We start from the raw sequence: 18539 nt of genomic DNA, 5'->3' as shown, positions 1-18539 counted from the left end.
ATTTTGAGAAAATGTTGTGTTTATTACTACATTTTTCCTTGAGTGATGCCTTGAAAAAAGGTATTTGTAGCTTAACTTGATAAAAGAACCAACATCATGCCTTCGATAACGGTTGAACCGTGCACCTTTGCCTTGTTCGGCGCCTTGGGCGATCTGGCCTTGCGCAAGCTGTTTCCTGCTTTGTATCAGCTGGATCGTGCCGGCCTTTTACATGACGACACGCGAATCCTTGCATTGGCTCGTGAGCCCGGGGACGCGTTGACGCACTTGGCGCGCATCGACAGCCAACTGCGTCAGTATGTAGGCAGCAAGGAGATCGAAGAGGACGTACTGACCCGCTTTCTGGCGCGTCTGAACTACCTGCATGTGGACTTTCTTAACGCGCATGACTATGTGTCTCTGGCTGAACAGGCCGGCACGGCTCAACGTCTGATTGCCTACTTCGCTACGCCTGCTGCTGTGTATGGGGCGATTTGCGAAAACCTGGCAAAGGTCGGCCTGGCTGAAAACACCCGCGTTGTACTGGAGAAGCCTATCGGCTCGGACCTTGAGTCTTCGCGCAAGGTCAACGACGCTGTCGCGCAGTACTTTCCGGAAAACCGTACTTATCGCATTGACCATTATCTGGGCAAAGATACGGTTCAAAATCTGATTGCTTTGCGGTTTGCCAACAGCCTGTTTGAAACCCAGTGGAACCAACGCTACATCTCCCATGTTGAAATCACCGTGGCCGAGAAGGTCGGTATTGAAGGGCGCTGGGGGTATTTCGACAAGGCTGGCCAACTGCGGGACATGATTCAAAACCACTTGTTGCAGTTGCTCTGTCTGATCGCCATGGATCCGCCCGCGGACCTGTCGGCGGACAGCATTCGTGATGAGAAAGTAAAAGTACTCAAGGCACTGGCGCCAATCACGCCGGAAGGGCTGACGACGCAAGTCGTGCGCGGTCAGTACATTGCCGGTTACAGCGAAGGCCAGTCGGTGCCGGGTTATCTGGAAGAAGAAAATTCCAATACCCAAAGCGACACCGAAACGTTTGTTGCCCTGCGTGCCGATATTCGTAACTGGCGTTGGGCGGGTGTGCCGTTCTACTTGCGCACCGGCAAGCGTATGCCGCAAAAGCTGTCGCAGATTGTTATCCACTTCAAAGAACCGTCGCACTACATCTTCGCACCGGAACAGCGCCTGCAAATCGGTAACAAGCTGATTATTCGTCTGCAGCCGGACGAAGGCATTTCCCTGCGTGTGATGACCAAAGATCAAGGCCTGGATAAAGGCATGCAATTGCGCAGTGGTCCGCTGCAATTGAATTTTTCCGACACCTATCGCAGCGAGCGGGTTCCGGACGCCTATGAGCGTCTCTTGCTCGAAGTGATGCGCGGCAATCAGAACCTGTTTGTACGCAAAGATGAAATTGAAGCGGCATGGAAGTGGTGCGACCAGTTGATTGCTGGCTGGAAGAAGTCGGGCGACGCGCCCAAGCCCTATGCGGCCGGCTCTTGGGGGCCTATGAGCTCCATTGCACTGATTACACGTGACGGGAGGTCTTGGTATGGCGATATCTGATTTGAAACTGCCAGAAGGTGTGCACGCGCATACGTTCAAAACACCGGCTCAACTGGCGGAAGAACTGGCAAAAGCGGTTGCTGCTCAATTGAATGAGGCCATTGCCCGTCAAGGAGTGGCGACCTTGGTGGTGTCTGGAGGGCGCAGTCCGGTAGCGTTTTTCCAGAGCCTGATCAAGCAGCCTGTTGATTGGTCCAAAGTGGTCGTCAGTCTGGCGGATGAGCGTTGGGTGCCGGTGGAGCATGGCGACAGTAACGCCGGCTTGCTTAAAAAACATTTGCTCCAAGGCCCCGCGGCCAAAGCGCGGTTTGTGGGGCTGTACAACGCGGCCAACACCCTCCAGGACGCTGCCGATCAGGCGAATCAAGCCTTGGCAGAATTGCCGCCTATCGATGTGTTGATTTTGGGCATGGGTGATGACGGCCACACCGCATCCTTATTCCCAAACAGCCCGAATCTGAACGACGCCCTGAGCGTTGAGAGTCCTCGTCGTTGTTGGCCGATGCTGGCACCGACTGTGCCGCATCAACGTTTGAGCATGAGCCGCAAACTGTTGGCGAGTGCCAGGTACACGGTGCTGTCGATTCAGGGACAGTCCAAATTGAACACTCTTAATGACGCGCTGGCCGGGAATGATGAAGCAGCCTTGCCAATTCGTGCCTTTCTGCAACCTACGTTAGAGATTTACTGGTGCCCATGAGCCAAGGATCAGCTGCCATGACAATAAAAACTGCGAACGTTTCGATGGCGGATAAAGTCGCCCTGATCGACCAACTGTGTGCTCAGGCACGCATACTTCCGGTAATCACCATCGCCCGTAAGCAGGACATCTTGCCTTTGGCCGATGCGCTGGCGGCCGGTGGTCTGACCGCGCTTGAGGTCACCTTGCGTTCCCAGTTTGGCCTGGAGGCAATTCGTGTGTTGCGTGAGCAGCGGCCAGAATTGGTGACCGGGGCGGGTACTGTGCTGGATCGCCACATGCTGGCGGCTGCCGAAGAAGCCGGCTCGCAGTTTATCGTTACGCCTGGCATTACCCGAGACCTGCTCGAAGCCAGTGTCGCCAGCGATATTCCGCTGCTGCCAGGTATCAGCAACGCCTCCGGAATTATGGAAGGCTACGGTTTGGGTTATCGCCGTTTCAAATTGTTCCCGGCTGAAGTCAGTGGCGGTGTGGCCGCCATCAAGGCGCTGGGCGGGCCGTTTGGTGAAGTTAAATTCTGCCCAACGGGCGGAGTGAGCCCGGCCAATATCCGCAGCTACATGGCGTTGAAAAACGTGATGTGTGTGGGTGGCAGCTGGATGCTGGACAGCGAGTGGATCAAAAACGGTGACTGGGCACGCATTCAAGAATGCACGGCTGAGGCACTGGCGTTGCTGGACCAATAATTGTGTAACTGATGTGTTGTATGTTCTACGGTTTTTAGGTGCGCTCGGTCGGCGCACCTTTTTTTTGCCCGTTTATAAAGCAGCTCTGCTTTTGCTTCTAGTCCCCTCTCCCTAAGGGAGAGGGTTAGGGTGAGGGGCTTTACCCTTGCGCCAATTCCCGTAGCCCCTTGATCAACTGGTTTATGTCATCCACCGACGTGGCAAAGCCCACCGTGATCCGAATACAGCTGCCACAGGCTGAGCCGTCTCGGGCCACGGTAAACAGGTTGTACTCCTTGAGCAGGCGATCAGCCATCGGCTGTTGATCCTGTAGGCCGGTGAACCGCAACGACGTAATTGCGCATTGCAAACGTGGATCATCCGGCACCAGCACCTCTATGCCGGGCAACTTTCGAGCCTCATTCACCCACAGGTCACGCAGATAGTTCAGGCGGGCGCCTTTGGCTGTCGAGCCGCCCAGATCCTTGTGTTCTTGCAGCACCTTGGGCAGGGTCAGCCATGCCGGAATATTGCCCGTGCCATACGGCGCACGTGTGCGCACATCGGGCTCGGGGTAACGCTCACTGCCCATATCCGGATCAATATCAGCAAGGCGCAGGGGGTCGATGTACATAAAGCCTAATGTCAGCGGCGATCCAATCCATTTGTGCAGGTTGTAACCCGCAAACGCGACACCCAGTGCCTTGAGGTCAAAGTCGATCTGGCCCAAGGCATGGGCCCCGTCGAGAATCACCTCAACCCCGTGCTCTTTGGCAGTCTGCACAATCGCCTCAACGGGCATGACCAGCCCCGTGCGATGGGTAACGTGAGTCAGGGCCATCAGTTTTATGCGGGGGTAACGCTCAAAGGCATCGCGATAGCTGGCCACCAGGCTTTCATAGGTGGCTGGATGCGCATGGACTATTTCGATGACTTCGAGTCCGCGTTGCTGTGCGACCCAGCGCATGGCGTATTCAACGCTGTGGTACTCCAGATCACTGATCAGCAGTTGGTCGCCCGGTTGCAAACCGTTGTAGTTACGGATCAAGGACTGCAGTGCGTCAGATGCGCAATTGGTCAGGGCAATGCTGGTGTGTTCTACGCTCAGCAGGTCGGCCAGTTGATTACGAATCTCAAGGCTCTGGGTGTTATCGAACTGCTGACGGACATGCACCGAGTTACTGCGGTTAATAAAGTCGATATTGCGCTGATAGTCCTGAGCCACCCCACGGGTCATGCGCCCGAAGTAGCCGTTTTCCAGATTGATCGGGCCTGGGGCCAGATCGTAGCGCTCGGCAATGGCGTGCCAGAAGTTCTCGTCGCGGGCGTTCTCTTCAATCCTTGGCATGGGGCAGCTCTATCAGTGGCGAGGTTTGGGTTTTCCGTGTTTGGCGCGTAACGGGTCGAGCAGATCCGACAATCCATTGTGGTCAATCTCTTGCATCAGGGCGAGCAGGCCGCCCAGTTCGCCGTGGGGGAACCCTTCGCGAGCAAACCAGTTCAAGTACTGGCCGGGCAGATCGGCAATGATCCGGCCTTGATATTTACCGAAGGGCATTTGGCGGGTGACCAGTAACTCGAGTTTTTCGGGGTTCATGCAGCAGCCTTCGGGTACGTGAAACGTTCAGATGAAAATACAGGCAATCTGCATGAAGGCCAAATGACAGTTCATGCAAATAAACCGGATACAGATTTTTGTATAAATATAACTTGTTGTTTTATAAGGCTTTTATTTTTTCTAAAACTTGGCACAGCCCATGCAATCTCTATTGCACGATCCTCAACTGTGTAAGGAATTGAACAATGACTGACCTCAATAAAGAAGCCATTAGCATCCTGAACGATTTGATCGAAACCAGTAAAGACGGTCAGGAAGGCTTTAAATCCTGCGCTGAAGACGTTAAAGACGCCCTGCTAAAAAACTTTTTCGTTCAGCGTTCTGCTGACTGTGCTAAAGCGGCTGCCGAGCTTCAGGCGCAAGTACGGGCACTGGGCGGCGAGCCTGAAACATCCACCAGCGTTGCTGCCGATCTGCACCGTCGTTGGGTCGATGTGAAGTCGATGTTCACAGGTAAAGATGACGAGGCCATTCTTAATGAAGCCGAGCGCGGTGAAGACCATGCGCTGAAAGCTTATAACGATGCCATTAAAAAAATAAACGAACACAATTTGGTTGGTATTCGTGACCTTGTAGAGCGTCAACTCCATGGTGTGCAACGCAATCACGATCAGGTGAAAGCGTATCGCAATGATGCTCGCGCTAAGTCTTGAAGCACACGTAATTAAAAAAAAACGCCGGCTAGCCGGCGTTTTTTGTACCTGCTGATCAGCCAATGCTGATCGCTGGCAAGACGGGCAAGTTCACCGTCTGTTGTTTGCGAGGGGCGATGATCTCGGCTTCACCATCCACCACGAGTTCATCGCGCTGATTGAAGACTCGGGTCGCAATGCGCACGCGGAATTTCGGCAGCTTCTCCAGAATTTCAAGACGCACGGTCAAGGTGTCACCGATTTTCACCGGCTTCTGGAAGGTCATTTGCTGGCCGACATAGATCGTGCCGGGGCCTGGAAGCTCGCAAGCCACTGCAGCGCTGATCAGGGCGCCACTGAACATGCCATGAGCGATGCGCTCTTTGAACATGGTGGCCGCTGCAAATTCAGGGTCCAGGTGCACTGGGTTGTGATCGCCGGACATGGCAGCAAACAGCTGAATATCGCGCTCTTCGACGGTTTTGCTGTAGCTGGCAGTCTGGCCGACTTCGAGGGCTTCGTACGGTGTATTGGTAACCTGAGTCATCTAGCGCATGTCCTGTGACGAGTGTTTAATTTCAAAATGTTGATAATTTAAAACCTGAGGTGGCTATTCACGGGGGCGTGCGTGAGTGGCCCAAGGCTTGATCGAGCCAATGAATAACATCTGCGGTGACTTCATCGCGGTTGATTTCATTAAACAATTCGTGCCGTGCCTGAGGGTAGAGATTGAGTTGCAGGTGTTGGCTGCCCGCACTGCGTAAAGCGTTGGCCAGATCTTCAAGACGCTTGCCTTGACTGACCGGGTCACAAACACCTCCGATCAACAGCAAGGGCAAGCCGGAATCGATTCGATTGAGATTGGACGCTTTACTGATTTGCTGCAAGCCGTTGAGCAGATCTACCCACAGTTGGTTGGTGCACCGAAACCCGCAAAGCGGGTCGCGCGCATAGGCATCGACCTCGTCCGGATCGCGGCTGAGCCAATCAAAAGAGGTGCGATTGGGTTTGAAGGCTTTATTAAAGGAGCCAAAAGACAACCACTCGATGAGCGCGCTGCGGCCTTTAGGGCCTTGTCGCTTGCGTTCAAACCGTGCGATCAGGCTGGCGGCGCGGTACAGCGCTACTGGCTGGAAGTTGGAGCCGCTGAGAATGGCACCCTGTAAACGGGCGCCGTGAGTCATTAAATAGGCCAGGGCAATGTAACTGCCCATGCTATGGCCCAACAAAAAGACCGGCATGCCCGGGTGGTTCTGGTTGATGTGCTGATGGAGGGTCGCCACATCACCGACCACGGCGAGCCAACCTTCGTCATCTGCGAAATGCCCCTGTGTGTGGTTTTCCGCCGTTTTGCCATGACCTCGTTGGTCATGCGCGTATAGACCCCACCCGGCCTCGCACAATGCATTGCCCAGTCGGCCATAGCGACCGCTGTGCTCCGCCATGCCGTGGGCCAGCAGCACAATGCCTTTGGGCGCGCTCGCTGGCAGCCACTGATTGACGAAGAGAGTGGTTTGGTCACTTGCATCCAGCCAGAACTTTTTATGGTTCATGGTGCTTCCTTTGCACGGGTCTAACGCAGTGTATCGCTCAAGCCACTGAGCAGTGGCTGGCACAGTAATACGATTCAAGATGTAAATGGCGAAGTTCGCTGTATTTGCCAGCTCCGGGATTACTGATACCGTCCATTAGCTTCGCTTTCTAGTGCATGTGCTATATGGCCAGACACGCTCAGGTAAGAGGATAAAAATAATGGAACCTGATTTCTGGAATGACAAACGTCCTGCCGGTGTACCCCAAGACATTGATATGACCGACTTTGCATCGGTCGTTGATGTGTTTGAGCGCTCCTGTAAAAAGTTCGCCGATCGTCCCGCGTTCAGCAACTTGGGCGTGACACTTACCTACGGCGAGCTGGAGCGTCACAGCGCTGCTTTTGCCGGCTACCTGCAAAACCACACAGACCTGAAGCCTGGCGACCGTATCGCCGTACAAATGCCCAACGTATTGCAATACCCGATTGCGGTATTTGGCGCTCTGCGCGCGGGTCTGATCGTGGTCAACACCAATCCGCTGTACACCTCGCGCGAAATGCAGCATCAGTTTAAAAGTGCCGGTGTGCGTGCGTTGGTGTATTTGAACATGTTCGGTAAACGTGTTCAGGACGTGTTGGAAAGTACCCCGATCGACTACCTCATTGAAGCCAAAATGGGCGACATGATGTCGGCGGCCAAAGGCTGGATTACAAACCTTGTGGTCAATAAGGTCAAAAAGCTGGTGCCGGCCTACCAACTGCCCCAGGCCATTGGCTTCAAAAGCGTTTTGCATAAGGGGGGAGGGCAGGCTCTTCGTCCCGTACCGGTCACGCTGGAGGACACCGCCGTATTGCAATACACGGGGGGAACCACCGGGTTACCTAAAGGTGCAATGCTGACCCATGGCAACCTGGTCGCCAACATGCAGCAGATACGGGCCTGTCTGTCCCAGCATGACGCGCAGGGTCAGCCGATTCTCCAGGAAGGCTGCGAGATCATGGTGGCGCCGCTGCCGCTTTACCATATCTACGCATTCACGGCCAACTGCATGGGCATGATGGTCACGGGCAACCACAACCTATTGATCACCAACCCACGAGACATCAAAGGGTTTATCAAGGAGCTGAAGAACTGGCGGTTTACCGCGTTTCTGGGGCTGAACACGTTGTTTGTGGCGCTGATGGATCATCCAGATTTCAAAACACTGGATTTCTCCGGGCTCAAAATTACCAACTCGGGAGGCACGGCTCTGGTCAAGGCGACAGCAGATCGCTGGGAACAGCTCACCGGATGCCGCATCGTTGAAGCCTACGGCTTGACTGAAACCTCGCCAGCTGCCAGCTGCAACCCGTGCGGGGCTCTGGCCAGAAGCGGGACGGTGGGTACCCCGGTGCCGGGTACGGCCATGAAAGTCATCGACGATCTTGGCACTGATCTGGGCCTTGGCGAGCGCGGCGAGCTATGCATCAAAGGCCCGCAAGTCATGAAAGGTTATTGGCAAAACCCCGAGGCGACCGCTGAAGTTCTGGACAGTGAAGGCTGGTTTAAAACGGGTGACATCGCAGTTATTGACCCTGATGGTTTTGTGCGCATTGTTGACCGTAAAAAAGACCTGATCATTGTTTCAGGCTTCAATGTCTACCCTAACGAAATTGAAGACATCGTCATGGCTCATCCCAAGGTGGCAAGTTGCGCAGTCATTGGCGTGCCGGATGATCGCACGGGTGAGGCGGTGAAGTTGTTTGTTGTCGCGCGTGCTGGAGGGGTCAGTGTTGAAGAGCTCAAGGCCTACTGCAAAGACAATTTCACTGGCTACAAAGTCCCGAAAATCATTGTGCTGCGCGACAGCTTGCCCATGACGCCGGTGGGCAAAATCCTGCGTCGAGAGCTGCGCGATATCGCCTGATGCCTCTTTGGTTTCAGCCATCACTCGCCTGCTTGATGTAAGTGGGCGATTTTTTTTGGCTTTCAAATAGCGGGAAATCTTCACTCTGAAGGCGTAAATACGCGGCTTGGAGAGAGGTGAAAGCATTTATAGAGTAGTTGCACTAATGATGACTTAGGATTGTCCTACAGTCAGGTTGGTGACGCTGAAGGCCCTTTTTGGCTCTAGTCGACTCCTGGCAAAGCTGCTACTCTCGGCGCGCTTTGTGACTTCTCGGTAAGTAAAAGCCACGGTTTTCAACTACAAAAATCAAACAAATAATAACCGCAAAAAATGCGGTGAAGAATTCGCAACGCTGAGGAGTGGGCTTCCATGATTGAAAGCTTTTGGAAGGATAAGTACCCAGCCGGGATTGCTGCCGAAATCGACCCGGACCAATACCCGAACGTTCAATCGGTGTTGCGCCAATCTTGCCAGCGCTTCGCTGATAAGCCGGCGTTCAGCAATCTGGGTAAAACGCTCACCTACGGCGAGCTTTACGAACAGTCCGGCGCCTTTGCTGCCTACCTGCAACAGCACACCGACCTGCAACCCGGCGACCGTATCGCTGTGCAGTTGCCCAATGTGCTGCAATACCCGGTCGCTGTGTTCGGAGCCATCCGCGCCGGCTTGATCGTGGTGAACACCAACCCGCTGTACACCGCGCGGGAAATGGAACACCAATTCAATGACTCCGGCGCCAAAGCGTTGGTGTGCCTGGCGAACATGGCGCATCTGGCCGAGAAAGTCGTGCCGCAAACCTCGATCAAGTATGTGATCGTCACTGAAGTGGCCGACATGCTGTCGCCCTTCAAGCGCGTATTGATCAACAGCGTCATCAAATACGTGAAGAAGATGGTCCCGGCGTATCACCTGCCCAATGCCATCAAGTTCAATGATGTGCTGAGCAAGGGGCAGGGCCAACAAGTCAATGAAGCCAACCCTCTCAGCAGTGACGTTGCCGTACTGCAATACACCGGCGGCACTACAGGTGTGGCCAAAGGCGCGATGCTGACCCATCGCAACTTGATCGCCAACATGTTGCAGTGCAAGGCGTTGATGGGGTCCAACCTGAATGAAGGTTGCGAAATTCTAATTACACCCTTGCCGCTTTATCACATCTACGCGTTCACTTTTCATTGCATGGCAATGATGTTGCTGGGCAACCACAACATTTTGATCAGCAACCCGCGTGATTTGCCGGCGATGGTTAAAGAACTGTCCAAGTGGAAGTTCACCGGGTTTGTTGGGCTCAATACGTTGTTTGTGGCGCTGTGCAATAGCGAAGCGTTCCGCAAGCTGGACTTCTCGTCGCTCAAGGTCACCTTGTCGGGCGGGATGGCCTTGCAGTTGTCTGTGGCGGAGCGCTGGAAGACAGTCACGGGTTGCGAGATCTGCGAAGGTTACGGCATGACCGAAACCAGCCCGGTCGTCTCGGTCAACCCTATACAAAATATCCAGATCGGTACGATCGGCATCCCGATGCCATCGACATTGTGCAAAGTGATTAACGACGCCGGTGAAGAACTGCCACTGGGTGAAGTTGGCGAGCTGTGCATCAAGGGCCCGCAAGTGATGAAAGGGTATTGGGAGCGTCCCGACGCAACCGCCGAGATCATGGACAGCGATGGCTGGTTGAAGTCCGGAGACATCGCGATCATTCAGCCTGACGGCTATATGCGTATTGTTGATCGCAAGAAAGACATGATTCTGGTGTCGGGCTTCAATGTTTACCCGAATGAGCTGGAAGACGTCATGGCGTCGTTGTCGGGCGTGCTGCAATCCGCGGCCATCGGTATTCCGGATGAGAAAACCGGCGAGCTGATCAAAGTCTTTATCGTGGTCAAACCCGGTATGACCCTGACCAAAGAGCAGGTCATGGTTCACATGCGCGCCAACCTGACCGCCTACAAGTCACCCAAGATTGTCGAATTCCGCGACAGTTTGCCAACGACCAACGTCGGTAAGATCTTGCGCCGAGAGTTGCGTGACGAAGAAATGAAAAAGCTGGGCCTGAAAAAGTAAGCTGCCTGGAAATGAAAAAGCCCCGCATTGACGCAATGCGGGGCTTTTTCGTATAGGCAACTGCTGTTTAGCAGGCGTTGGGCGCGCAGGCCCTGACCACATCTTATTTTTGCAAGAACTGGGCGAAGTTCACGCCGGTGCCAGTAGGGCGCACATCCTGCAGGAAGGAGTCTTTGTCCGCGCTCAACTCCAGGCTCATGGTCGGCGTCCGTTTGTGCGTCGCGCGTACCACCATGCCTTCGCGTTTTTCGCGCAAGAATGCGGTAGTCACCTTCAAGTGAAGCAACTCGTCGGTGCTTGGGTTATGCAGCAACAGGTGCACCCATTCGTACTGACCGACGGCCAGACGAGCCAGTGGAATATCGAACCACCAGATGTTTTTGTTGGTGTTGAGCGTGGCGAAATGGCAGTTGTTAACGCCCAATACCGCGCCACCCAGTTCCTGATTTCTGCGGGCAATGGCCTGCTTTTTATCGAGTTTCATAACCTTCCTACAATTTTGGTTCTTCAGCGCCGTAGCCTGAATACGTCGCGCATTCTCGGGGGTATGCGGGCAAACATAAAGCCCAACCTGCGTGGAGCGACGAAATGTTCGACATAAATAAATGAAACTCTATGCGAACCTGGTGGGTCAACTCTTGTGTCGAGGTAATGACATCCGAAATTTCAGCAGGAGAAATCCCATGAGCAGCACTGGCGATAAGATCAAAGGCAAAGCGAACGAAGCTGTAGGCAATGTCAAACAAGCCGTCGGTAAAGCGACAGACAACGACAAGCTGCGTGCCGAAGGCAAAGCGCAGGAACTCAAAGGTGAAGGCCAGCAAGCGGTCGGTAAAGCCAAGGACGCGGTCAAGAAAACCGTCGATAAGGCCTGATAATACCGTTGCAGCCGGTGCGTCGGGCATCTGTTGCACACCTGAACGGCCATCCTTGCGATGGCCGTTTTTGCACAAGTGTTTCCAATGTCGCCAATTCAGCTACTTTTGAGGTAAAACCCTTACTTTCAATAATTGTCTGACTTACACATTAATTATTTCAGCGGCGAAAGGAGACGCTATGTTATTTCCGGTCTTGAAAGGCCTGCCTTTGGGTAAAGTTCTGGTTCGTACGGTCAAAGAGTTTATTGACGACGAGATGTCGACCTATGCGTCGGCGCTGGCCTATCAGATGCTTTTTTCGCTGTTCCCTTTCATTCTGTTTTTGATCGCGCTGATCGGTTTTCTGCATTTGCCCGACTTCTTCAGTTGGTTGCGCTTGCAGTCTGAGCTGGTATTACCCCCCCAAGCCCTGGAGTCGGTCAATCCAGTGATCGACCAGTTGCAGCAATCCAAAGGTGGATTGGTTTCGATTGGTATCGTGATTGCGCTCTGGACCGCTTCTGCAGGCGTGCGTTTGATGATGAGCGCGATGAATGCAGCTTATGACGTGGTCGAAGGGCGCCCCCTCTGGAAGCGTCTGCCGCTATCGATTTTTTACACCATCGGGATTGCCGGCATGCTGTTGGCTGCAGCGGCACTGATGGTGCTCGGGCCTCAATTCATGAGCTGGCTGGCAGGGCAGGTGGGGCTGGAGGAGTTTGTGGTCACGCTGTGGACCATTCTGCGTTGGCCGGTGATCATTTTGCTGCTGATGGTGGCCGTCGCGGTGATGTACTACGTGATGCCGGACGTCGAACAGAAATTCCGCTTCATTACGCCGGGTTCTGTGCTGGCCGTGGTGGTGTGGATTGTGGCTTCGCTGGGCTTTGCGTTTTATGTCAAAACCTTCGCTGATTACAACGCCATGTATGGCAGTATCGGTGCAATCATCGTATTGCTTTTGTACTTTTATATCTCTGCTGCGGTCCTGTTGTTAGGGGCTGAGATGAACGCTGTTATCGAACACATGTCTGCTGAGGGCAAGGACCCCGGAGAGAAAACCTTCGATGAGTCCGATGATTCTGATCCCAAACAGCATGTCTCAGGATTGGGCCGTGACCACTCCCTTCCCTCCACTTCAGATGAAGCCTGACTATGATTCGTGAAATCTTGAAAATGGGCGACGAACGCCTGATGCGTGTGGCCAGGCCAGTGCCTGCGCAAATGTTCGACACACCTGAGCTCTGGCAGTTGATCGACGACATGCTGCAGACGATGGAGCATGCCGGCGGTGTCGGCCTGGCCGCGCCGCAAATTGGCGTTGACCTGCAAATGGTTATATTCGGATTTGAGCACAGCGAGCGCTACCCCGATGCTGAGCCCGTGCCGCAAACCATCTTGCTTAATCCCCTGATCACGCCCCTCACCCCGGCTGTCGAAGAAGACTGGGAAGGCTGTTTGTCAGTGCCGGGTCTGCGCGGGACAGTAGAACGTTATCAGCACATCCGTTACGAGGGCTTCGATCCAAAAGGCGAGCCCATCGTACGCATTGCCGACGGGTTTCATGCACGGGTGGTCCAGCATGAATGCGATCATCTGATCGGTCGCCTGTATCCGTCGCGCATCAAGGACTTCAATAAGTTCGGATTTATTGAGGTGCTGTTCCCGGAGTTGGCATCAGGCACTAACGAGTAATACCCATCGCTATCATCGCTTTATTGCGTTGATAGCGAATCAGGCGCTCGAACAACACCTGCGGCAAGTCATCGGCCATACCGAATCCAATCCCTTCGTAGAAGCCTTGCAGTTCAGGGTCGCAAAACAACCATACCGGTGCCCCTTCGGTCGATGACACTGCTGCATCGACCAACGAGCGGGCGATACCGCGTCCTCGCACATCCGGTGCGACAAACAAACCCGTCAACCAGTAGCCATTGGCTGCCGACCGCAAACACAAGGCTGCGACGATTTCCTGCTCTCGGGCTACCCACAGTTGCGCGTCCTTACTCGCTTTCATCGAGGACTGATGGGCGCGGTAAAACTTGTTCATCAAAGGCCATAAAGGCGCTTCCAGTTGGGCGTAAGCAATAGCGGTCATAAGTCCGGAATCATGGTTCAAAGGCGTGGGCAGTATATACAAAGGGAAAGCTTGATTCGTTGAGCGTCACCAACGGAGTTTTCAGGGGTTGAGGGCTGCATCACAGGCTGATGGCATTTTGCTTGCGGCCCTGCTCAGTCTGGCTATGCTCAACGTCTGCGGGGGCTGGATCAAGCGTGCTTAAATCCCCGAGATGCGTGATCTCTGCCTATTAGGGCAGAGTGCGCAGGCGGTTTGTTGTGTTTTGAATTATGTGAATTATCAATAGACAGCACCCCAAGGGATTGAGCCATGTTTGATTTTCATCGCAAAGCCGACCTCATCGAAAATAGACGTCTTAGCTGTTCGCTGGACGAAATGCAGGCAAAGGTTCTGGCGATCAGTCGCTCAATGGCCATTATCGAATTTGCTCCGGACGGCACCATTCTGGCTGCCAACGAGAACTTTTGCCGGGTCACGGGCTACGCCCTCGACGAGATTCGCGGCAAGCATCACCGTATTTTCTGTGAAGAACCCTACACACGAACCACCGAATACGCAGCCTTCTGGCGTGATCTGGCGGGCGGACAGCCCATGAGTGGCACCTACTTGCGTCTCGATAAATCCCGCCGCGAAGTCTGGTTGGAAGCCAGTTACATGCCGATACTGGACGCCACTGGTCAGGTCGTTTCAGTGATCAAGGTCGCCTCGGATATCACTCAGCGGGTGAACAAGGAACACGAAAACCAGAGCATTGTGAATGCGCTGAGTCGCTCTATGGCTATGATCGAATTCTCACCCGATGGTCGGGTCATTCATGCCAATCAAAACTTTCTCGACACCGTCCATTACTCGTTGGCTGAAATTGTCGGTCACCATCACAGCATGTTCTGTCGACAGGCAGAAGCTGAGTCCGCTGAATACAAGGCGTTCTGGGCTTCGCTCAATCGTGGGGAATATCACTCCAGACGCTTTGAGCGTGTCGATAAATACGGCCATACGGTGTTTCTGGAAGCATCTTACAACCCGATTTTCGATGCCAAGGGCCGTTTGTATAAAGTCGTCAAATTTGCCAGCGACATAACCGCTCAGGTCACCAATCTGCAAGCAGCGGCAGAATCAGCCCATAGCACGTCGGTGCAAAACGACGCCTGTGCGCAAAAAGGCTCACAAGTGGTTCAGCAAACCGTTCAGGTGATTGAGGCTATCTCCAAAGACCTGAATGAGGCCGCGCAAAGCATTGATGCGGTCAGCAAACAATCCGACATCATCGGCAAAATAGTGCAGACCATTCGTGGCATCGCTGACCAGACCAACCTGTTGGCGCTCAATGCGGCCATTGAAGCGGCGAGGGCGGGTGAGCATGGGCGTGGCTTCGCGGTAGTGGCCGACGAGGTCAGAAGCCTGGCGGCGCGAACCAGCGCGGCAACCGTGGAGATTGTCGAGGTGGTTCGCAAAAACCATGATTTGTCGCTGAGCGCCGTTACCAGTATGCAGTCCAGCTTGAGCCGAACTGGGTTGGGGGTTTCACTGGCGAACGAGGCGGGTGAGGCGATCCTGGAAATCCAGCAAGGCAGCAGGCATGTGGTCGATGCCATCAGCCAGTTCAATTCAACCTTGCAGTTGCAATAGTTGCCGGGCTCACCAGCAGCACTCAGCTGCTTTCGCGCACCATCAACTCAAAGCCCATGTCCTGCACGGGGGCAGGCACTTTATTACCGGCCATCAGAATCAGCATCTGCTCCGCTGCCCGGCGACCTATGGCTTCGCGCGGCGTACGAATGCTGCTGAGTCGCGGCACCATGAATTCCGATGAGGGCAAGTCGTTGAAGCCTAAAATGGCGATTTGCTCCGGAATTTTAAGGCCGATCCGGGCCGCTTCCAGCAAGGCCCCTTGGGCAAGGTCGTCATTGCCGAAAAAGATCGCATCGACCTGCGGCTGGCTGGCCAGCAAATGCAAAAACAATTCGCCGCCCAAGCCGACAGAGGAGGGGCGTGGAGTCAGGATTTCGAGGTCAGGGTTATACAAACCGGCCTCCTGTAGCGCGCGACGGTAGCCTTCGCCACGCAGCAGGGTGCGCTGATCAAGTTGTGCGCCAATGTACGCAAGGCGTCGGCGGCCACGTGAAATCAAATGCCGTGCCGCAGTTTCCCCCGCCTTGAGCTGGGAAAACCCCACGCAATTAAGCCCTGCACCGGCGTCCAGTTCCATCATGTACACGCAAGGCACATTACTGCTTTCAATCATGCGGCGTGAGCTTTCAGAGCGATCGAAGCCGGTCAGCAATAAGCCGCGAGGCTGGTAGGCCATATAGTTGCGTAGCAGGTTTTCTTCTTCGTCGCGCGAGTAGTGAAAGTTACCAATCAGGACTTCAAAGCCTTTAGGTCGCAACACGTCATGAATGGCTTCGAGGGTGTCGATAAACAGCAGGTTGGACAAAGAAGGTACCAGCACCACTACGGAATGACTTTGCGCCGAAGCGAGCGCTCGGGCTGCGGGATTGACCACATAATTGAGTTCACCCGCCGCCTTGCGTACTTTCTCGGCCAGTTCAGTGGCCACGCTGCTGATTCCGCGCAGGGCCCGCGATGCCGTGATCGGGCTAACGCCTGCAAGCCTGGCAACTTCATTGAGAGTGGGGCGTCCCGTGGTTCGGGAGTTTTTATCGTTTTTAGAGGACGTCATCGGGGTGGCTTGCCAAACAAAAAACAAGTCACTAAGGTAGCGCTGTCCGCGCGTGCCCGCAATTGCCTGATTGTGTGCAGGCTTTCTACCCCAGCTTTGTATGTCGAGAGCGTTACCGCGTCTCCCCATAAAAATGAGAATTAGACGTCGGTAGCCTGTGCTTTGTGCTTTGCTTTCAAGTATTGAACGCATGAATAAAGACAGCGCTGTCTACGGACTGAGGTGTTTCATGAGTCAACCAATCACTGCCCTGGTCATCATGGGAGTTGCCGGCTGCGGCAAATCCAGCGTGAGCGAGGCGTTATGTACCCGCAATGGCGCCATCCAGATTGAAGGTGATTCATTTCACCCAACGGCCAACATTGAAAAAATGAGTGCCGGCATTCCCCTTTCCGACGACGATCGCGCCGGCTGGCTTGACAGCCTGTGTGAAGAACTTCGTCGTGCCGTTGCTAGCGGTGAGCGCCCGGTTCTGACCTGCTCGGCACTTAAATTGCAATATCGCGAGCGCCTGCGTGGCGCTGTCGATGGTTTGGGTTTCGTGTTTCTGGAGTTGACCCCAGAGGTGGCCGCAGAGCGCGTCACTCATCGCCCTGGGCACTTCATGCCATCAACGCTGATCGACAGTCAGTTCGCTACCCTGGAATCGCCTACTGGCGAGCCTCTGGTGTTGACACTGGACGCGACGAAAATGGATATCGACGAGTTGGCGAACGCCGCCGTTGTCTGGTGGGATAAACACAGAGTACCGGCAACCTCATGATGTTGTTTCAAATAGATAGCGCTATCCGACTCAGCTACGGCTGTACATTCGCCCTAAATAACAAGAACAAGTCAGGAGAAGCCCCATGCTAGGCATGTCTCACAATACCTTTCTGCTGTTAGATGCAGTGGTCACCATCATCGGCCTGATCGTTTTGATCACCCGATTCAAGTTGCACCCGTTTATTGCCTTGATCATAGCCTCCGCGTTTCTGGGGCTGACAGCGGGCATGCCGGCCAACCTGATTATCAAATCGTTTCAGGACGGCTTCGGTGGCGTACTGGGTTTTGTCGGTATCATCCTGGCGCTGGGCACCATGCTGGGCAAAATGATGGCCGACTCAGGGGGTGCTGATCAAATCGCACGAACCCTGATCCGCGCCTTCGGTAAAGAGAGGGTGCAATGGGCGATGATGTTTGCCGCCTTCCTGGTCGGTATACCGTTGTTTTTCGAAATCGGCTTTGTGCTGCTGATTCCGCTGGTCTTTATTGTTGCGCGCCGTACCGGTGTGTCGATCATCAAAATTGGTATCCCGTTGCTCGCCGGCCTGTCGGCGGTGCATGGCCTGGTGCCGCCGCATCCGGGTCCGTTGCTGGCCATTGGCGTGTTCGGTGCTGATATTGGCAAAACCATCCTTTATGGTCTGATCGTGGCGTTGCCAACGGCGATCATTGCCGGCCCGATCTACGGTACGTTCATCGCCAAATACATTCCGGGGCATGCGTCTCAGGAACTGATGGACCAACTGGCCAGCGAGCCAGAATCCAGCACTCTGCCGAGCTTTTCCATCACCTTGATCACCGTGCTGCTGCCGGTGTTCCTGATGTTGCTCAAGACGTTCGCGGACGTTGCTTTGCCGGATGGCAACTTCTTCCGGGTCTGGATGGACATGATCGGTCACCCGATCAGTGCTCTGTTGCTGGCGTTACTGTTGGCGCTCTACACCTTTGGTGCGCGTCAAGGGATCGACTCCAAGCGCATTCTCAAGCTGCTTGACGCCAGTTTGGCCCCAACTGCCGCGATCATTTTGATCATTGGTGCGGGCGGCGGTTTCAAGCAGATGCTGGTGGCCAGTGGTGTGGGTGATGTGATCGGCCACATGGCGGTAAACGCGCAAATTTCACCGATCCTGCTGGCATGGCTGGTGGCGGCGGTGATCAGGATTGCGACCGGTTCTGCAACGGTCGCGACCATTACCGGCGCCGGTATCGTGTTGCCGGTGGTGGATATGATTCCGGGTGTGAACCGCGAGCTGCTGGTGTTGGCAACTGGGGCAGGGTCGCTGATTTTGTCTCACGTCAACGATGCGGGATTCTGGCTGGTCAAGCAGTACTTCAACATGACCGTGGCTGAAACCTTCAAAACCTGGACAGCGATGGAAACCATCCTGTCGGTGGTGGGTTTGATCTTTATCTTGCTGCTGTCTTTGGTGGTCTAACGACCGTAGACCTGCAGGAGCGCGCTTGGCCAGCAAGCCGCTCCTGCAGTCTA

The 18539-nt window shown here is 54.4% G+C and carries 19 protein-coding genes and 1 pseudogene; 13 read left to right on the top strand and 7 right to left on the bottom strand.

Annotated elements, in window-relative coordinates; all coding sequences use genetic code 11:
• The first annotated feature begins 96 nt into the window (after nucleotides 1-96).
• From zwf to FJD38_RS10255, 3 genes are read left to right on the top strand one after another with little or no spacing between them, the layout of a single operon-like run.
• Nucleotides 97-1566 carry a glucose-6-phosphate dehydrogenase gene (gene zwf, locus FJD38_RS10265; RefSeq protein WP_122783442.1) on the top strand — a complete coding sequence of 490 codons (1470 nt, stop codon included), beginning with the start codon at nucleotides 97-99 and terminating at the stop codon, nucleotides 1564-1566.
• Complete coding sequence (gene pgl, locus FJD38_RS10260; protein WP_146385205.1) at nucleotides 1553-2266, top strand: 6-phosphogluconolactonase; 714 nt, start codon at nucleotides 1553-1555, stop codon at nucleotides 2264-2266. Before zwf ends, pgl begins: the two co-directional genes overlap by 14 nt.
• Nucleotides 2263-2952 carry a bifunctional 4-hydroxy-2-oxoglutarate aldolase/2-dehydro-3-deoxy-phosphogluconate aldolase gene (locus tag FJD38_RS10255; RefSeq protein ID WP_199750895.1) on the top strand — a complete coding sequence of 230 codons (690 nt, stop codon included), beginning with the start codon at nucleotides 2263-2265 and terminating at the stop codon, nucleotides 2950-2952. Before pgl ends, FJD38_RS10255 begins: the two co-directional genes overlap by 4 nt.
• Nucleotides 2953-3091: 139 nt before the next feature.
• Here the strand turns inward: FJD38_RS10255 and FJD38_RS10250 are convergent, their stop codons facing one another.
• Both FJD38_RS10250 and FJD38_RS10245 read right to left on the bottom strand, forming a co-directional pair.
• Entirely contained in the window at nucleotides 3092-4279 is a 1188-nt protein-coding gene (locus FJD38_RS10250) for an aminotransferase class V-fold PLP-dependent enzyme (RefSeq protein ID WP_146385203.1), read from the bottom strand.
• A 12-nt stretch (nucleotides 4280-4291) separates the two neighbouring features.
• Complete coding sequence (locus FJD38_RS10245; RefSeq protein ID WP_122783438.1) at nucleotides 4292-4528, bottom strand: DUF3820 family protein; 237 nt, start codon at nucleotides 4526-4528, stop codon at nucleotides 4292-4294.
• 206 nt (nucleotides 4529-4734) lie between these two features.
• On the opposite strand from FJD38_RS10245, the gene FJD38_RS10240 reads away from it, so the two are divergent.
• Nucleotides 4735-5202 carry a ferritin-like domain-containing protein gene (locus tag FJD38_RS10240; RefSeq protein ID WP_146385201.1) on the top strand — a complete coding sequence of 156 codons (468 nt, stop codon included), beginning with the start codon at nucleotides 4735-4737 and terminating at the stop codon, nucleotides 5200-5202.
• A 55-nt stretch (nucleotides 5203-5257) separates the two neighbouring features.
• On the opposite strand, the gene FJD38_RS10235 is transcribed toward FJD38_RS10240, so the two are convergent.
• Nucleotides 5258-5728 carry a MaoC family dehydratase gene (locus tag FJD38_RS10235; RefSeq protein WP_122783436.1) on the bottom strand — a complete coding sequence of 157 codons (471 nt, stop codon included), beginning with the start codon at nucleotides 5726-5728 and terminating at the stop codon, nucleotides 5258-5260.
• Nucleotides 5729-5795: 67 nt separating this feature from the next.
• Entirely contained in the window at nucleotides 5796-6734 is a 939-nt protein-coding gene (locus FJD38_RS10230; protein ID WP_146385199.1) for an alpha/beta hydrolase, read from the bottom strand.
• A 199-nt stretch (nucleotides 6735-6933) separates the two neighbouring features.
• Here FJD38_RS10230 and fadD2 point away from each other — a divergent pair, with 199 nt between their 5' ends.
• The gene (fadD2, locus tag FJD38_RS10225; protein ID WP_146385197.1) at nucleotides 6934-8622 is read left to right on the top strand and encodes a long-chain-fatty-acid--CoA ligase FadD2; all 1689 of its coding nucleotides are present in this window, start codon (nucleotides 6934-6936) and stop codon (nucleotides 8620-8622) included.
• 351 nt (nucleotides 8623-8973) lie between these two features.
• The gene (gene fadD1 / locus FJD38_RS10220) at nucleotides 8974-10665 is read left to right on the top strand and encodes a long-chain-fatty-acid--CoA ligase FadD1 (protein ID WP_122783433.1); all 1692 of its coding nucleotides are present in this window, start codon (nucleotides 8974-8976) and stop codon (nucleotides 10663-10665) included.
• 103 nt (nucleotides 10666-10768) lie between these two features.
• Here the strand turns inward: fadD1 and FJD38_RS10215 are convergent, their stop codons facing one another.
• Entirely contained in the window at nucleotides 10769-11149 is a 381-nt protein-coding gene (locus tag FJD38_RS10215) for a hypothetical protein (protein WP_122783432.1), read from the bottom strand.
• Nucleotides 11150-11348: 199 nt separating this feature from the next.
• Here FJD38_RS10215 and FJD38_RS10210 point away from each other — a divergent pair, with 199 nt between their 5' ends.
• The 3 genes from FJD38_RS10210 (at nucleotide 11349) to def (ending at nucleotide 13217) form a co-directional block, all read left to right on the top strand.
• Nucleotides 11349-11540: a CsbD family protein gene (locus FJD38_RS10210; protein ID WP_122783431.1), complete on the top strand. Its 192-nt coding sequence runs from the start codon at nucleotides 11349-11351 to the stop codon at nucleotides 11538-11540.
• A gap of 181 nt (nucleotides 11541-11721) precedes the next feature.
• Nucleotides 11722-12675 (top strand): YihY/virulence factor BrkB family protein, encoded by a 954-nt coding sequence (locus tag FJD38_RS10205; RefSeq protein ID WP_122783430.1) that lies wholly within the window; start codon nucleotides 11722-11724, stop codon nucleotides 12673-12675.
• 2 nt (nucleotides 12676-12677) lie between these two features.
• Complete coding sequence (gene def / locus FJD38_RS10200; RefSeq protein WP_122783429.1) at nucleotides 12678-13217, top strand: peptide deformylase; 540 nt, start codon at nucleotides 12678-12680, stop codon at nucleotides 13215-13217.
• Here the strand turns inward: def and FJD38_RS10195 are convergent.
• Nucleotides 13207-13620 (bottom strand): GNAT family N-acetyltransferase, encoded by a 414-nt coding sequence (locus FJD38_RS10195; RefSeq protein ID WP_146385195.1) that lies wholly within the window; start codon nucleotides 13618-13620, stop codon nucleotides 13207-13209. The two genes, def and FJD38_RS10195, sit on opposite strands and share 11 nt — an antisense overlap.
• 291 nt (nucleotides 13621-13911) lie before the next feature.
• Between FJD38_RS10195 and FJD38_RS25140 the strand changes: the two are divergent.
• Nucleotides 13912-14685 (top strand): annotated as a pseudogene (locus FJD38_RS25140) (PAS domain-containing protein); the annotation flags it as partial.
• Nucleotides 14686-14736: 51 nt separating this feature from the next.
• Nucleotides 14737-15231 carry a methyl-accepting chemotaxis protein gene (locus FJD38_RS25135; protein WP_267904001.1) on the top strand — a complete coding sequence of 165 codons (495 nt, stop codon included), beginning with the start codon at nucleotides 14737-14739 and terminating at the stop codon, nucleotides 15229-15231.
• A gap of 22 nt (nucleotides 15232-15253) precedes the next feature.
• Here the strand turns inward: FJD38_RS25135 and gntR are convergent, their stop codons facing one another.
• Nucleotides 15254-16285, bottom strand: a complete 1032-nt coding sequence (gene gntR / locus FJD38_RS10185; RefSeq protein ID WP_122783426.1) for an HTH-type transcriptional regulator GntR — start codon at nucleotides 16283-16285, stop codon at nucleotides 15254-15256.
• A 229-nt stretch (nucleotides 16286-16514) separates the two neighbouring features.
• Between gntR and FJD38_RS10180 the strand changes: the two genes are divergently transcribed.
• The gene (locus FJD38_RS10180; protein ID WP_146385193.1) at nucleotides 16515-17048 is read left to right on the top strand and encodes a gluconokinase; all 534 of its coding nucleotides are present in this window, start codon (nucleotides 16515-16517) and stop codon (nucleotides 17046-17048) included.
• Between the two features lie 85 nt (nucleotides 17049-17133).
• Nucleotides 17134-18486 carry a GntP family permease gene (locus tag FJD38_RS10175; protein WP_122783424.1) on the top strand — a complete coding sequence of 451 codons (1353 nt, stop codon included), beginning with the start codon at nucleotides 17134-17136 and terminating at the stop codon, nucleotides 18484-18486.
• Nucleotides 18487-18539: the final 53 nt, after the last annotated feature.

Source organism: Pseudomonas saxonica (assembly GCF_007858365.1).
In the GTDB taxonomy this organism is placed as follows: Bacteria; Pseudomonadota; Gammaproteobacteria; order Pseudomonadales; family Pseudomonadaceae; genus Aquipseudomonas; species Aquipseudomonas saxonica.
Note: the sequence above shows the minus strand (reverse complement) of the source record. Positions and strands in the feature narration are given on the sequence as shown.